A 13,057-nucleotide genomic window follows, 5' to 3' on the forward strand; every position below is an offset into this window, starting at 1 on the left:
TTGAAATAAATACGGTCGATTCATCGTATTTATCGGTAAGGGGGGGCGCAATAACCTGTGCCTCGTCCCCCCGAGGTGCCCCATGAACGCTACCGCCACTCCCCTGTCTCCGCTTGCCGCCTATGCCGCAACCCTGCTGCGGCTGGCCCTGGGCGTGTTGTTTCTGGTCCATGCACTGACCAAGCTGCTGGTGTTCACCCCGGCAGGTACCGCTGCCTTCTTCGAGTCGCTGGGCCTGCCCGGCGTGCTGGGCTACCTCACCATCGCCGTTGAGCTGACGATCTCCGCCGCGCTGCTGCTCGGCATCTACGCGCGCTGGATCGGCCTGCTCGGTGTGCCGCTGCTGCTGGGCACCATCGTGACGGTGCATGGCGCCAACGGTTTCAGCTTCGCCAACGCGGGCGGTGGTTGGGAATACCCGGCGTTCTGGGCGCTGGCCCTGGTCGTGCTGTTCCTGCTTGGCGATGGCCGCTGGACCCTGCGTTCGCGCTGATCGTCATCCGGCCCGCTGCCCGTTCCTGTCATTGGAGAAGATCATGTCCCGCCTGCCTTCGCTGTACATCTCCCACGGCTCGCCGATGACCGCCCTGCATCCGGGCCAGGTCGGCGTGCGCCTGGCCGAGCTGGCCCGCGACCTTCCGCCCCCCCGTGCGATCGTCATTGCCTCGGCGCATTGGCTGGCCCGGCAGCCGCTGGTCGGCAACCATCCGCAGCCCCCGACCATCCACGATTTCGGTGGCTTTCCACGCGAATTGTTCGAGCTGCAGTACCCGGCGCCCGGTGACCCGGCGTTGGCCGAAGACGTGGCGGGCCGCATCGCCGCCGCAGGCCTGCCGGTGGCACTCGATCCGCAACGTGGCCTCGACCACGGCGCGTGGGTGCCGCTGCGCCTGCTGCACCCGCAGGCCGACATTCCGGTAGTGCCGGTGTCGATCCAGCCGATGCTGGGCCCGCAGCATCAGTTCGCGCTGGGCCGCGCACTGGCGCCGCTGCGCGAACAGGGCGTGCTGCTGATCGGCTCGGGCAGCATCACCCACAACCTGCACGACTGGGGCAACTACCAGGACGGCAAGGAAGCGCCCTACGTGCGTCCGTTCATCGAGTGGGTGGAGCAGCGGCTGGCCGCCAACGACCGCGATGCCCTGTTCGACTACCGCCGGCAGGCACCGTTTGCGGAGCGTGCGCACCCCACCGACGAGCATCTGCTGCCGTTGTACTTCGCGATGGGCGCGGCGGGCGAGGGCGGCTTTGGTGCCAAGCGCATCGATGCCGGTATCGATGCCGGCTTCCTGGCGATGGACCTGTACCGCTTCGATGGCGCAGATCGCGCTCAGGATGCGGCGTGAACCCGCTGCTGCACGAAGTGCTGGAATGCCCTGCCCACGCACAAGGGCAGGGTCGGGTATTGCTGCCGCCTGGAGCGGGCAGCGCTCCGGCGTGGCTAGAGCGGCGCTTGCTGTCGCAGTCCTGACGCGCATTCAGATGGCTGGCCGCAGTGGCGGCCTGCTGTGTTAAGTTTTTTCCCGTCCCCCGGCGCACTCCGGTTATCCCGGCCCCACGCGCCGCTCCTGTGGAAGAAGCATGCACACCATCGAAGTCGTCCTGGCGATGCTGGTGGCCGTTGTCGCCAGCGGTTACCTGGTTCGCGTCCTGCCATTCTCGTTGCCGCTGCCGCTGGTGCAGATCGGCCTCGGTGCGGTGATCGCCGGGGTATTCAACCGCGGCCACGCGCTGGAACCGGAAGTGTTCTTCCTGCTGTTCCTGCCGCCGCTGTTGTTCCTCGATGGCTGGCGCATTCCCAAACAGGGCCTGTTCCGCGACAAGGGCGCGATCCTCGAGCTGGCGTTCGGGCTGGTGGTGTTCACCGTGATCGGCGCGGGCCTGCTGATCCACTGGATGATTCCGGTGATGCCGCTGGCGGTGTGCTTCGCGTTGGCCGCGATCGTGTCGCCGACCGACCCGGTGGCGGTTGGTGCAATCGCTTCGAAGGCGCCGATCCCCAAGCGCCTGATGCACATCCTGGAAGGCGAGTCGCTGCTCAACGATGCCTCCGGCCTGGTCTGCTTCCGCTTCGCGGTGGCAGCGGTGATGACCGGCACCTTCTCGTTGGCGACCGCCTCGCTGACCTTCCTGTGGGTGGCGGTGGCCGGCCTGGCCGTCGGCGTGGCGGTCACCCTCGGCGTGTCCACGTTCCAGCGCTGGCTGTGGCGCCGCTTCGGCGAAGAGCCCGGTGCGGCGATGCTGGTCAACTTGCTGATCCCGTTCGCGGCGTACCTGCTGGCAGAAGAGATCAACGCCTCGGGCATCCTCGCTGCGGTCGCAGCGGGCATCTCCATGAGCTACGTGGAAATGACCGGCCGCGTGTCCGGCAGCATGCGCGTGCAGCGTGCCGGTGTGTGGAACATGCTGCAGTTCAGCTTCAACGGCATCATGTTCGTGCTGCTGGGCGAGCAGTTGCCGGGCATCGTCGAACGCGCCACCACCACCATGAACGAGAGCGGCCACCAGAGCGCATGGTGGCTGCTGGTGTATGTGCTGGTGATCAACGCGACACTGATCGCGCTGCGCCTGCTGTGGGTCTGGTTGTCGCTGCGTTGGAATCTGCTGCGCGCACGGCGCCGCGGCCTGGAGCATGGCGAGGCACCGAACTGGCGCATCGTGGTGGCCACCTCGGTGGCGGGCGTGCGGGGTGCGATCACCCTGGCCGGTGTGCTGACCCTGCCGCTGTTCCTGCCTGATGGCAGCCCGTTCCCGGCACGTGACCTGGTGATCTTCCTGGCTGCCGCGGTGATCCTGTGCTCGCTGGTCGGCGCCAGCGTGGCGCTGCCGCAGCTGTTGAAGGGCCTGCAGCTGCCGGCCGATTCGGGTGAGCGCAAGGAAGAGGATCTGGCCCGCAAGCTGTCCTCGAAGGCGGCGTTGGCGGGCGTGGAGCGCATGCGCCAGCAGCTGGTGCTGAACCAGAACACCGAGAACGTGCAGCTGTACAACGACGCCGCATCGCGGGTGAGCCTGCTGTATCAGCGGCATCTGGACCGCGACAACCCCGACGTGGACCCGGAAAAGGTGAACCGGATGGAGATGGGCTACCGCCAGCTGCGCAGCGCCGGCCTCAACGCCGAGCGCGAGGAACTGTTCCGGCTGACCCGCCGCGGGGTGGTGTCTGACGAGATCGCACGGCGGCTGATCCGCAACCTCGACCTGCTGGAATCGCGCAAGCGCGAGTGATGGGTCTGTTGTGTAGAGCCGAGCCCACGCTCGGCTGAGCTTTCCGTCCAGGTGCCATGACACCTGAGCAGAAAGCAGCCGAGCGTGGGCTCGGCTCTACAAGGCAGCCGTCAGGCTTCCGGCTTCTGTTCCAGGAAGTAAGCCTCGACCTTGCCCTTGACCTTGATGGTCATCGGGTTGCCGCGACGGTCGCGGGCCTTGCCAGCCTGCACGCGGATCCAGCCTTCGCTGACCGAGTATTCCTCGACGTTGTCGCGCTCGACATCGTTGAAGCGCACGCCGACGCCGCGCTCCAGGGCCTGCGCATCGTGGAAGGGGCTGGCCGGGTTGATCGCCAGGTGGTCGGGAGGGGTATCGCTCATCGCTTCATTCACAGTGACGGCCACCACGGCCGGCTTCAGCGGTACAGGATAAACCGTAGAATGCCCACCTGCTCCCGAGGATGATCCGCCATGCCTGACAACAGCGACTATTTCGACTTCGAGGAAGACGCCCACGATTTCGACGAGGACGACTTCGAGGCGCGGGTCTGGAATCTGCTCGTGCTGATCAATCCGGGCGACGAAGAGCTGGCCCTGCAGCAGTTCAACCGCTGGCGCGAGCATCTGTCCGAGGACGGCCAGCCGCTGGAAGCCGACAGCGATTGGCTGCCGGCGCTGTTCACCGCCATCGCCTGGCAGTCCGGCTTCGAGGTCGAGCGAGATGATTTCGATTCGCTGCAGTCGGCGGTGAACGAGCTGTCAGCGCGCTTCAACCTGCAGCTGGACTGGGGTGGCGACCTGGACGATGAGGACTTCGCCGCGGATCTGGACGGCGTGCAGCTGATGAGCACCGCCTTCGACCGCCTGCGCGAGCACAACTACACGCTGTGGAGCGTGGATGCCGGCAACGAGGGCTTCAGTGGCTGGATGGCGCTGACCCGCGATGACGACGCCCTGCTGGCGCTGTGCTCGCTGCTGAACGTGGAAGTGCGGCTGGGCAGCGATCCGTTCTGAGAGTCACCGGTAGCGCCGGGCCATGCCCGGCGGCTTCTCGCCGCGCCGGATGAATCGTGTCCAATGTGTCGCGGCAGGTTCCGCGCGCATTGCGATGCGTTCATGCCAATCGCGCCCTCGTGTTCCTTGGGCGCGCCTACGGCCGGTACTGCGCCCTGGCGTTGGCGATCACCGCTTTCACCTGTGCGCGATCGACGTGCCGGGAAATGGCCACCGCGCCCAGCGCGAGCGCCTGCGCACGCAGCTCGGCGGTGACATCGTAATGTGCCCCGCTGGCCTTGTTCTGGAAGGCGCGTGGGGAAATGCCGAGCTGCGCCGCCATCGCGTGCAGCTCGGCCAAGGTATCGGCCATCAGGTGCGCCCAGCGCTGACCGCGCCAGGGATGCACCGCGTCATCGACGTAGACCGACACCGCCGCCGCCGGATCAGGCCTGCGGCTTGCCGTCGGCGTCGGCGGCCGTAACGGCCTCGGCGTCGGCAGCGCCTTCGGCGCCGGCAGTGTCCGCAGCCGCTTCATCGGCAGCTTCGCCTTCGGCGGCTGCGTCTTCAGCCTGCTCGCTGGCGAACTCGGCCACCAGCTTGTCCAGGTACTCCTCGGCGGTCTGGCCTGCTTCTTCAGCCAGGGTGTCGAGCAGCTTCTGCATCAGCTCGGAATATTCCAGGGTGACCTTGCGGCCTTCGGCTTCCTGCACGTTGGACAGGTGCTTGAGCATGGCCAGCATCGGCACCGGGTTGTCGGCGTTGCCCATGGTCTGGCCACCGATGGCCAGCAGCCACTCGCGGCCCTGCAGGCCGATGGCGGCCACGGCCTGGCCGTCCTCGTTGACCAGCACGGCATGGTTCTGCACCTGCTGCTGGGCGTTCAGACGGAGGAACGGGCGCTTGGCCTGGTGCTTCTTGCGCTTGTCGCGCTTGGCCTTGGAGGACTGGGACATGGGGTGGGATCACCTGGAATCGGAAAGACCGCCATTGTACTGGGTGCCGCGCTGCGCGCTCGCCGGGCATGGCCCGGCGCTACCTTTGGGCGTTGGGATCCGGTAGCGCCGGGCCATGCCCGGCGGAAACCGGTCAGCGGTCAGAGCCCTTTCCTGCAGAAAGGGATCCGACCCCTGCTGGCCCCTGCGCGGCCTGCACGTCCGGGTCCACGGTGGTCGCCGACAGGCCCACCTGCGGCCCGGCACCGGCCAGTGCGGCCTCTTCGGCGGCCTTGGTCATCACCACGATGCTGATGCGGCGGTTGATCGGGTTCTGCGGGTCGGTCCTGTCGAACAGCACCGACGAAGACAGGCCGACCACGCGGGTGATCTTGCCGTCGTCCATGCCGCCATCGTTCAGCGCGCGGCGCGCGGCATTGGCGCGGTCGGCGCTCAGTTCCCAGTTGCCGTAGCCGCGTGCGGCCGAATAAGCGGTGATGTCGGTGTGGCCGGTCAGGCTGATCCGGTTCGGCACGTGGTTCAGGTACTCGGCCAGCTCGTGCAGGATCTGCTGCGTGTACGGCTTCAGGGTGGCGCTGCCGAGGTCGAACATCGGCCGGTTCTGCTTGTCCACGATCTGGATGCGCAGGCCTTCCGGGGTCAGGTCCAGCAGCAGCTGATCCTTGAATGGTTCCAGCGCCTGGCTGCGGCTGATCGCCTCCTGCAGTTCCTTCATCAGCGCTTCCAGCTGCTGCTTGTCGCGCTGCTGTTCGTCCACTGGTTGCGGAATCGACTTCTGCTGGTTCTGGAAGGGATCGTTGCTGTTGCCACGCGAGACATCGGTGGCGCCGCCCAGCTTGATCATCGAGGTGCTGGCGCCGCCCGGCCCGGCCATGCCCGGCGCCGGCGTCGCGCTGGAGCCGACCAGCGGGCTGGGATTGCGGAAGTATTCGGAAATGGCCGCGCGCTCGGGCTTGCTGGTGCTGGCCATCAGCCACAGCACCAGGAAGAAGGCCATCATCGCGGTCACGAAGTCGGCATAGGCCACCTTCCACGAACCACCATGGTGGGCGGCGTGGCCGGCCTTCTTGACCCGGCGGACGATGACGGTGGGCTTGGTCTCGGCCATGGCTTACTTGACCGTCTTCAGGTGCTGCTCGAAGTCGGAGAACGCCGGGCGCACGTTCGACGGCAGCGTCTTGCGGGCGAACTCCAGCGCGATCTTCGGGTTGTAGCCGCGCAGGCAGGCCAGCAGGGCAGTCTTCACCGACTCGTAGATGCGGCTGTCCTGCTCGGCACGGGCTTCCATCGCCGAGGCCATCGGGCCGACGAAGCCGTAGCCCAGCAGGATGCCGAGGAAGGTGCCGACCAGCGCGCCGGCCACATGGCCACCCACTTCGACGATGTCGCCGCCGATCGAGCCCATGGTGATGACGATGCCCAGCACCGCCGCCACGATGCCGAAACCGGGCAGGCCGTCGGCGACCTTGGTCAGTACCTGCGACGGCGCCATGGCTTCGGCGTGGTGCTTCTCCAGCTCCAGTTCCAGCAGCGGCTCCAGCTCGTGCGGCTCGATGTTGCTGCCGATCATCAGGCGCAGGCAGTCGGTGATGAAGTCGATCAGGTGGTGGTCGGCCTGCACCTTCGGGTAGTTGCCGAACAGCGCGCTTTCGGCCGGGCGCTCGACATGGTCTTCCAGCGCCATGAAGCCTTCGCGGCGGGCCTTGTTGAGCAGTTCGTACACCAGGCTGAGGACATCGATGTAGTCCTGCTGCTTGTAGCGCGGGCCCTTGAACACGCCGACCATGGCCTGCAGCGTCTGCTTGACGGTCTTGGCCGGGGTGCCGACCAGGAACGCACCCAGCGCGGCACCGCCGATGATGACCAGCTCATAAGGCTGCCACAGCGCCCCAAGGCGGCCGTGTGCGCCGAGGTAGCCGCCCAGCACGCTGATGATGACGACCAGGAATCCAACGATGATGAGCATGGCGCGACGCAAGGAGGGGGGATATCTCCTTGTCGGCCTGACACCGGTGTTTCTGAAGAGGGAATTCTGTGAAGTCGGTCAGCGGGCCCTTTCGGCGGGTCTCAGCCCGCCACGCCGGCTTCCGCGCCGCCACGCTGCAGCGGATCGGGCCAGGGCTCGCCGTTGCCGGTGAAGGAAAGTGAGACCGAGTTCAGGCAGTGGCGCTCGTAGGTGGGCGGCGGACCGTCCGGGAACACGTGGCCCAGGTGGCTGCCGCAGCGGGCGCAGGTGATCTCGGTGCGGACCATGCCGTGGCTGCTGTCGCGGATCTCGCGCACATGCGCCGGGTCGAACGGAGCGAAGAAACTGGGCCAGCCGGTGCCCGAATCGAACTTGGTGCTGGAGCGGAACAGCGGCAGCGCGCACAGCCTGCAGCAATAGACGCCCTCGCGCTTGTTGTCGAGGAACACCCCGCAGAAGGGCGCCTCGGTGCCGTGCTGTAGCAGCACGCGGCGCTCCTCGGCACTGAGTCCGGCGACCAGGGCTTCGGTCTGCGTGGCGGTGGGGGGCGTCAGATCGAAAGCGCTCATGCCGGCTCTCCGTGGGGTTGTGGCCTGGGATGCCGCAGACGTGGGGGTGTCGGCACGCGCTTGCAAGTGTGATGGCCGTTCATGGGCGGCACACAGGTGCAGGTGCAGGGTGGATGGGGTCCACTCTGGAGCACGCCATGAAACCCCGCCTGGTTCTGCTGTTGACGGCCCTGCTGCCTCTGCTTGCCCAGGCGCAGGTGCCCACCGGCAATCCGACCGCCACCCGCAGCAGCTCGACGCTGGCACCGCCGCCTGTCACCCCGCCACCGCAAGCGTCGCGCCCGCAACCGCAGGTGCTGCCCTCGCCGCAGCCGGCCCAGCCGATCCGCTCGACCGGCCCCGCCCAGGTGACCCCCACGCCCGCACCGACACTGCCGGACAAGGTCTACGACCGCAACGGCCGCATCGTTCCCGGCGTCAAACCGGTCGGCCCCAACCGCGTGTTCGACTCGCGCACCGGCCGCTACTACGACAGCGTACCCACCGGCGACGGCCAGCAGATCAAGCGCTGACCCCAGCGCCCGCAACCAATCGCGTACTCCAAAGAGAGCGCAGCGACCCGCTGTCGCTCTTTTTTTCTTTCCGTGGCTGGCGCCCGCATGAACCTGTCCAAGGCCAGGCGGGTGAGCTGTGCAGGGGCGTAAGCGCCATGGATGGCGCGCCCGAGCCTACAGGGACGTATTCACGGCGTCCCCTGCACAGCCCACCCGCCCGGCCCACGCGCAGCGCCGCACCAGGCCCCAGCCACGAGGGGCTCAGCCGTTGGCAGGAAACCCGCCACCCACATGAACGCCGGAAAACAGCCCCCGCCCTGCACACCCCGCATCACCCGTTTTTCGCCTGCGATTAACCGCGCCAGGACCACGGTGGACCTGCGCCGGCATCCCTGCCGTCGCGCTTCCCTCGTCCCCTTGGAATACGATCATGGCCAACCAGCAGAACCGTCATCCCGGCAAGGAACAGCAGGGCAAAACACCGCAGGACCAGCAGCGCCAGCAGCAACAGCAACAGCAGCCGAGCGAGCAGCAGAAGAAGAATCCGCAACAGGGTTCCATGAAGAACCCGCAGCAGCGTTGATGCAGCCAGGGGCCAGAGCCCGTGCTACGGGGTCTGGTCCCGCTGCCGCCGGTCGACTCAATCGGGAATCGGCAGCGTCCAGGTTTCCTTGACCTCTTCCATCACGATGTAGCTCTTCGATTCACGCACATGCGGCAGGGTCAGCAGGGTGCTGCCAAGCAGCTTGCGATACGAGGCCATCTCGCTGATCCGCGCCTTCAACAGGTAATCGAAATCTCCTGACACCAGATGGCATTCCAGTACGTTGGGCAGCTTCAGTGCCGCACGCCGGAACTCCTCGAAGATGTCACCGGATTTGTAGGCCAGGCTGATCTCCACGAACACCAGCAGGCTCGCCTTCAGCGCGGACGGGTCCAGGTGCGCGTGATAGCCGGTGATCACCGCTTCGCGCTCCAGCCGGCGCACGCGCTCGGTGCACGGGGTGGTCGACAGACCGACCCGTTCGCCCAGCTCGGTGAAGGAAATGCGGCCTTCGCCCTGCAGGATGCGCAGGATCTTGCGGTCGATCTTGTCCAGTTCGCGGGGGCGGGTGGTCATGGCCGTCAACCTCGGGGAATGAATCAGAGGAAAATATCCTGCCTGCATTCCTAAAATCAGGCAAATCACCTAGGAACGGAAGAATATACTTCCCCGATTGTGGCCCCTGCGCACCCAAATGCAGGGAATGATCGGGTTGGAGAATTCCCATGCGAGTCCTAGTTCTCGGCAGCGGCGTGATCGGCACCACCAGTGCCTGGTACCTGCGACAGGCCGGGTTTGAAGTCACGGTCGTCGACCGCCAGCCCGGTCCCGCGCTGGAAACCAGCTTCGCCAATGCCGGCCAGCTGTCCTTCGGCTACACCTCGCCGTGGGCCGCCCCGGGCGTGCCGAAGAAGGCCATCGGCTGGCTGTTCGAAAAGCACGCACCGCTGGCGATCAAGCCGGGCATGGACCTGGCCCAGTACCGCTGGCTGTGGCAGATGCTGCGTAACTGCACCCACGAGCGCTACGCGATCAACAAGGCGCGCATGGTGCGCATGTCCGAGTACAGCCGCGACTGCCTGAACGAGCTGCGCGCGCAGATCGGCATCGATTTCGAAGGGCGCGACCTGGGCACCACCCAGCTGTTCCGCACCCAGCAGCAGCTGGATGCATCAGCACAGGACATCGAGATCCTGGCCCAGTACGGCGTGCCGTACGAAGTGCTGGATCGCGCCGGCATCATCGAGGCCGAGCCCGCGCTGGCCCACGTCGATGGCCTGGTCGGCGCGCTGCGCCTGCCGCGCGACCAGACCGGCGATTGCCAGCTGTTCACCCGCCGCCTGGCGCAGATGGCGGCCGAAGCGGGTGTCGAGTTCCGCTACGACCAGGACATCACCGGCGTGGAATTCGACGGTGACCGCATCACCGGCGTACGCATCGGCGGCAAGCTGGAAACCGCGGACCGCTTCGTGGTCGCACTGGGCAGCTATTCTCCGGCGCTGGTTGCGCCGCTGGGCATGCGTCTGCCGGTGTATCCGCTGAAGGGCTACTCGCTGACCCTGCCGATCACCGACCCGGCGATGGCGCCCTCCTCGACCATCCTCGATGAGAGCTACAAGGTGGCGGTGACCCGCTTCGACAACCGCATCCGCGTCGGCGGCATGGCCGAAGTGGCCGGCTTCGACCTGTCGCTGTCGCCGCGCCGCCGCGAGACGCTGGAGCTGGTGGTGCGCGATCTGTACCCGAAGGGCGGTGACCTGGCAAAGGCCGAGTTCTGGACCGGCCTGCGCCCGGCCACGCCCGACGGCACGCCGGTGATCGGCGCCACGCCGTTCCGCAACCTGTTCCTCAACACCGGCCACGGCACGCTGGGCTGGACCATGGCCTGCGGCTCGGGCCGCTACCTGGCCGACCTGATGAGCGCGCGCCAGCCGCAGATCAGCACCGAAGGCCTGGATATCTTCCGCTACGGCCAGTACCGCCACGCCCCGCAACATGAGAACCGCACATGCGTCCTGCCCGCGCGCTGATCGATCTGGGCGCACTGCGCAGCAACTACCGCCTGGCCCGTGAGCTGGGTGGTGGCAAGGCGTTGGCGATCATCAAGGCCGATGCCTATGGTCATGGCGCGGTGCGCTGCGCGCAGGCACTGGAAGGCGAGGCCGACGGCTTCGGCGTGGCCACGATCGAAGAGGCACTGGAACTGCGCCAGGCCGGTATCCGTGCACCGATCCTGCTGCTGGAAGGCATCTTCGAGCCCAGCGAGATGGCGCTGGTGGCCGAGCATGACCTGTGGTTCTCAGTCGGTTCGCCGTGGCAGCTGGAGGCGCTGGCCGCGTTCGACAGCCCGCGCCCGCTGACGGTGTGGCTGAAGCTGGACAGTGGCATGCACCGGCTGGGCCTGGACGTGGCCGGTTTCCGCGCCGCGCACGCACGTTTGTCTGCACTGCCGCAGGTGGCGCGCATCGTACTGATGACCCACTTGGCACGTGCCGACGAGCTGGACAGCGAGCGTACCCATGAGCAGGCCGCGACCTTCGTCGAGGCCATCGAAGACCTTCAAGGCGAGACCAGTGTCTGCAATTCGCCGGCGCTGCTGGGCTGGCCGGATGTACGCAGTGACTGGGTGCGCCCGGGCCTGATGCTGTACGGCGCCAACCCGCTGCCGGACGACAGCGAGCTCACCGCGCGCCTGCGCCCGGTGATGACGATGCAGTCCAAGGTCATCGCCGAACGTTGGATCGAGGCCGGTGAGCCGGTCGGCTACGGTGCGCGTTTCGTCGCCAAGGCACGCACACGCGTGGGCGTAGTCGCACTGGGCTATGCCGATGGCTATCCGCAGTTCGCCCCCAATGGCACCCCGGTGCTGATCGATGGCCAACCCGGTGGGCTGATCGGCCGCGTGTCGATGGACATGCTGACCGTGGACCTGACCGCGCATGCGCAGGCCGGCGTCGGCAGCGTGGTGGAACTGTGGGGCACAGCGCCGACGCTGTCCGAGCTGGCCCCGCGCTGCGGTGTCAGTGCCTACCAGCTGCCGTGTGGCGTCAAGCGCGTGGCACGTGTCTACCAGGATTGACCGGCGCTGGTAGCGGCCGACCTTGGTCGGCGCTTTGAATGCGTGTCGACCAAGGTCGACACCTACCGGATCGATCAGGCGTTGCGCACGGTTCTGGTAGCGGCCGACCTTGGTCCGCGCAGTGAATGCGTGTCGACCAAGGTCGACACCTACCGGATCGATCAGGCGCTGCGCACGGTTCTGGTAGCGGCCGACCTTGGTCGGCGCTTTGAATGTGTGTCGACCAAGGTCGACACCTACCGGATCGATCAGGCGCTGCGCACGGCTCTGGTAGCGGCCGACCTTGGTCGGCGCTGTGAATGCGTGTCGACCGAGGTCGACACCTACCGGATCGATCAGGCGCTGCGCACGGCTCTGGTAGCGGCCGACCTTGGTCGGCGCTTTGAATGCGTGTCGACCAAGGTCGACACCTACCGGATCGATCAGGCGTTGCGCACGGCTCTGGTAGCGGCCGACCTTGGTCGGCGCCGTGGATGTGTGTCGACCAAGGTCGACACCTACCGGATCGATCAGGCGCTGCGCGCGGTTCTGGTAGTGGCCGACCTTGGTCGGCGCCGTGGATGTGTGTCGACCAAGGTCGACACCTACCGGTGGGTCGCGCTGCGCGGGATTACCGCGCAGCGGTAACGCGCGAGGTCAGCTGGCGCTTCACCCAATCATCGATCAGGCGCTTCTCATAACGCAGCGGATCGGTGTCGCTCTTCAGGCCGATGTTGTGCAGGTAGCCGCTGTCGCTCAGGCGGGCGTCGCCTTCATCGATGATGCGCCCGCTGGCGTCCTTCAGCGTGTACTGCAGGGTGATCCGCGGCGGGTAGATGTCGCGCATGATCCGGATATCGCTGCCACGCGGGCCGTGCCACGGCTCGTAGTCGCCCGCGCGCTTGATATCGACCAGGGTCACGTCCAGCGTCTGCCCGGCCTGCAGGGGCTTGGCGGCGCTGGTCTGTACGTAGCGTGCCAGCTGCTGCACCCAGTCACCGCGTTCAGCCTCGAAGCGGTTGCTGCTCTGGCGGAGCTCGGTGAATTTCGCCGGATCGTCCCACTTCACGCTGACCGGGCCATCGGCCTGCAGCGCGCGCGGTGCGTCGGGCGCGGTTACCGTGCGCGGCGCGGCGCCCACGCTGCCCACGGCAAGCATGCCGGCCAGCAGCAGGGCGGTTGAAAGCGAACCTTTCATGGCAGTCTCCTGCGTCCCCGAAGCGGGGAGGGTGATGATCTCGGATCGAGTGTGATCCCGCTGGAGGGCCGCA

Annotated in this window: 17 protein-coding genes; 9 read left to right on the forward strand and 8 right to left on the reverse strand. The window is 66.9% G+C overall.

Annotation, left to right across the window (positions count from 1 at the left end):
• Positions 1-82 precede the first annotated feature (82 nt).
• From MRBLST15_RS13250 to MRBLST15_RS13260, 3 genes are all read left to right on the forward strand, one after another.
• Positions 83-493 carry a DoxX family protein gene (locus MRBLST15_RS13250; protein WP_367786198.1) on the forward strand — a complete coding sequence of 137 codons (411 nt, stop codon included), beginning with the start codon at positions 83-85 and terminating at the stop codon, positions 491-493.
• A 43-nt stretch (positions 494-536) separates the two neighbouring features.
• A complete protein-coding gene (locus tag MRBLST15_RS13255) occupies positions 537-1,346 on the forward strand; it encodes a dioxygenase (RefSeq protein WP_367786200.1) in 810 nt (269 codons plus the stop codon).
• Positions 1,347-1,581: 235 nt separating this feature from the next.
• Positions 1,582-3,225, forward strand: coding sequence for a Na+/H+ antiporter (locus MRBLST15_RS13260; RefSeq protein ID WP_099821572.1), 1,644 nt, complete (start codon positions 1,582-1,584; stop codon positions 3,223-3,225).
• Between the two features lie 110 nt (positions 3,226-3,335).
• Here the strand turns inward: MRBLST15_RS13260 and MRBLST15_RS13265 are convergent, their stop codons facing one another.
• Entirely contained in the window at positions 3,336-3,587 is a 252-nt protein-coding gene (locus tag MRBLST15_RS13265; protein WP_049466119.1) for a DUF3297 family protein, read from the reverse strand.
• Positions 3,588-3,677: 90 nt separating this feature from the next.
• On the opposite strand from MRBLST15_RS13265, the gene MRBLST15_RS13270 reads away from it, so the two are divergent.
• Complete coding sequence (locus MRBLST15_RS13270) at positions 3,678-4,220, forward strand: DUF6630 family protein (RefSeq protein WP_089238429.1); 543 nt, start codon at positions 3,678-3,680, stop codon at positions 4,218-4,220.
• A gap of 136 nt (positions 4,221-4,356) precedes the next feature.
• Here MRBLST15_RS13270 and MRBLST15_RS13275 read toward each other — a convergent pair whose 3' ends face one another.
• The 5 genes from MRBLST15_RS13275 to msrB all read right to left on the reverse strand — a co-directional run bounded on the left by MRBLST15_RS13275 (position 4,357) and on the right by msrB (position 7,690).
• Entirely contained in the window at positions 4,357-4,632 is a 276-nt protein-coding gene (locus MRBLST15_RS13275) for a DUF4031 domain-containing protein (RefSeq protein ID WP_367786203.1), read from the reverse strand.
• Positions 4,633-4,645: 13 nt separating this feature from the next.
• Positions 4,646-5,155 (reverse strand): hypothetical protein, encoded by a 510-nt coding sequence (locus tag MRBLST15_RS13280; RefSeq protein ID WP_265952598.1) that lies wholly within the window; start codon positions 5,153-5,155, stop codon positions 4,646-4,648.
• Between the two features lie 133 nt (positions 5,156-5,288).
• On the reverse strand, positions 5,289-6,263 hold the full coding sequence (gene motB, locus MRBLST15_RS13285; RefSeq protein WP_265952597.1) for a flagellar motor protein MotB: 975 nt from the start codon (positions 6,261-6,263) through the stop codon (positions 5,289-5,291).
• A 3-nt stretch (positions 6,264-6,266) separates the two neighbouring features.
• Entirely contained in the window at positions 6,267-7,121 is an 855-nt protein-coding gene (motA, locus tag MRBLST15_RS13290; protein WP_012509934.1) for a flagellar motor stator protein MotA, read from the reverse strand.
• Positions 7,122-7,222: 101 nt separating this feature from the next.
• Positions 7,223-7,690 carry a peptide-methionine (R)-S-oxide reductase MsrB gene (msrB, locus tag MRBLST15_RS13295; RefSeq protein ID WP_089238439.1) on the reverse strand — a complete coding sequence of 156 codons (468 nt, stop codon included), beginning with the start codon at positions 7,688-7,690 and terminating at the stop codon, positions 7,223-7,225.
• Positions 7,691-7,827: 137 nt separating this feature from the next.
• On the opposite strand from msrB, the gene MRBLST15_RS13300 reads away from it, so the two are divergent.
• Positions 7,828-8,202, forward strand: coding sequence for a classical arabinogalactan protein 4 (locus MRBLST15_RS13300; RefSeq protein WP_312704405.1), 375 nt, complete (start codon positions 7,828-7,830; stop codon positions 8,200-8,202).
• A gap of 412 nt (positions 8,203-8,614) precedes the next feature.
• Positions 8,615-8,767 carry a lana protein gene (locus MRBLST15_RS13305; protein ID WP_265954742.1) on the forward strand — a complete coding sequence of 51 codons (153 nt, stop codon included), beginning with the start codon at positions 8,615-8,617 and terminating at the stop codon, positions 8,765-8,767.
• Positions 8,768-8,824: 57 nt separating this feature from the next.
• Here the strand turns inward: MRBLST15_RS13305 and MRBLST15_RS13310 are convergent, their stop codons facing one another.
• Positions 8,825-9,304, reverse strand: a complete 480-nt coding sequence (locus tag MRBLST15_RS13310) for an Lrp/AsnC ligand binding domain-containing protein (protein ID WP_265954740.1) — start codon at positions 9,302-9,304, stop codon at positions 8,825-8,827.
• A gap of 149 nt (positions 9,305-9,453) precedes the next feature.
• On the opposite strand from MRBLST15_RS13310, the gene MRBLST15_RS13315 reads away from it, so the two are divergent.
• The 3 genes from MRBLST15_RS13315 to MRBLST15_RS13325 are packed head-to-tail and all read left to right on the forward strand — an operon-like array spanning position 9,454 to position 12,434.
• A complete protein-coding gene (locus MRBLST15_RS13315) occupies positions 9,454-10,758 on the forward strand; it encodes a D-amino acid dehydrogenase (RefSeq protein WP_367786207.1) in 1,305 nt (434 codons plus the stop codon).
• The gene (gene alr, locus MRBLST15_RS13320) at positions 10,737-11,807 is read left to right on the forward strand and encodes an alanine racemase (protein WP_367786209.1); all 1,071 of its coding nucleotides are present in this window, start codon (positions 10,737-10,739) and stop codon (positions 11,805-11,807) included. Before MRBLST15_RS13315 ends, alr begins: the two co-directional genes overlap by 22 nt.
• Before the next feature lie 42 nt (positions 11,808-11,849).
• A complete protein-coding gene (locus MRBLST15_RS13325; RefSeq protein ID WP_367786211.1) occupies positions 11,850-12,434 on the forward strand; it encodes a hypothetical protein in 585 nt (194 codons plus the stop codon).
• On the opposite strand, the gene MRBLST15_RS13330 is transcribed toward MRBLST15_RS13325, so the two are convergent.
• Positions 12,418-12,984, reverse strand: coding sequence for a DUF3016 domain-containing protein (locus tag MRBLST15_RS13330; RefSeq protein ID WP_367786213.1), 567 nt, complete (start codon positions 12,982-12,984; stop codon positions 12,418-12,420). The two genes, MRBLST15_RS13325 and MRBLST15_RS13330, sit on opposite strands and share 17 nt — an antisense overlap.
• Positions 12,985-13,057: the final 73 nt, after the last annotated feature.

The organism is Stenotrophomonas sp. LST15-1-1.1, from assembly GCF_040815575.1.
GTDB classification, from domain to species: domain Bacteria; phylum Pseudomonadota; class Gammaproteobacteria; order Xanthomonadales; family Xanthomonadaceae; genus Stenotrophomonas; species Stenotrophomonas lactitubi_B.

Bases quoted from the DNA above. Each gene is read 5' to 3' on its own strand.
- MRBLST15_RS13250 (WP_367786198.1), top strand. From the start codon at position 83: ATGAACGCTACCGCCACTCCCCTGTCTCCGCTTGCCGCCTATGCCGCA.
- MRBLST15_RS13255 (WP_367786200.1), top strand. From the start codon at position 537: ATGTCCCGCCTGCCTTCGCTGTACATCTCCCACGGCTCGCCGATGACC.
- MRBLST15_RS13260 (WP_099821572.1), top strand. From the start codon at position 1,582: ATGCACACCATCGAAGTCGTCCTGGCGATGCTGGTGGCCGTTGTCGCC.
- MRBLST15_RS13265 (WP_049466119.1), bottom strand. From the start codon at position 3,587: ATGAGCGATACCCCTCCCGACCACCTGGCGATCAACCCGGCCAGCCCC.
- MRBLST15_RS13270 (WP_089238429.1), top strand. From the start codon at position 3,678: ATGCCTGACAACAGCGACTATTTCGACTTCGAGGAAGACGCCCACGAT.
- MRBLST15_RS13280 (WP_265952598.1), bottom strand. From the start codon at position 5,155: ATGTCCCAGTCCTCCAAGGCCAAGCGCGACAAGCGCAAGAAGCACCAG.
- motB (WP_265952597.1), bottom strand. From the start codon at position 6,263: ATGGCCGAGACCAAGCCCACCGTCATCGTCCGCCGGGTCAAGAAGGCC.
- motA (WP_012509934.1), bottom strand. From the start codon at position 7,121: ATGCTCATCATCGTTGGATTCCTGGTCGTCATCATCAGCGTGCTGGGC.
- msrB (WP_089238439.1), bottom strand. From the start codon at position 7,690: ATGAGCGCTTTCGATCTGACGCCCCCCACCGCCACGCAGACCGAAGCC.
- MRBLST15_RS13300 (WP_312704405.1), top strand. From the start codon at position 7,828: ATGAAACCCCGCCTGGTTCTGCTGTTGACGGCCCTGCTGCCTCTGCTT.
- MRBLST15_RS13305 (WP_265954742.1), top strand. From the start codon at position 8,615: ATGGCCAACCAGCAGAACCGTCATCCCGGCAAGGAACAGCAGGGCAAA.
- MRBLST15_RS13310 (WP_265954740.1), bottom strand. From the start codon at position 9,304: ATGACCACCCGCCCCCGCGAACTGGACAAGATCGACCGCAAGATCCTG.
- MRBLST15_RS13315 (WP_367786207.1), top strand. From the start codon at position 9,454: ATGCGAGTCCTAGTTCTCGGCAGCGGCGTGATCGGCACCACCAGTGCC.
- alr (WP_367786209.1), top strand. From the start codon at position 10,737: ATGCGTCCTGCCCGCGCGCTGATCGATCTGGGCGCACTGCGCAGCAAC.
- MRBLST15_RS13330 (WP_367786213.1), bottom strand. From the start codon at position 12,984: ATGAAAGGTTCGCTTTCAACCGCCCTGCTGCTGGCCGGCATGCTTGCC.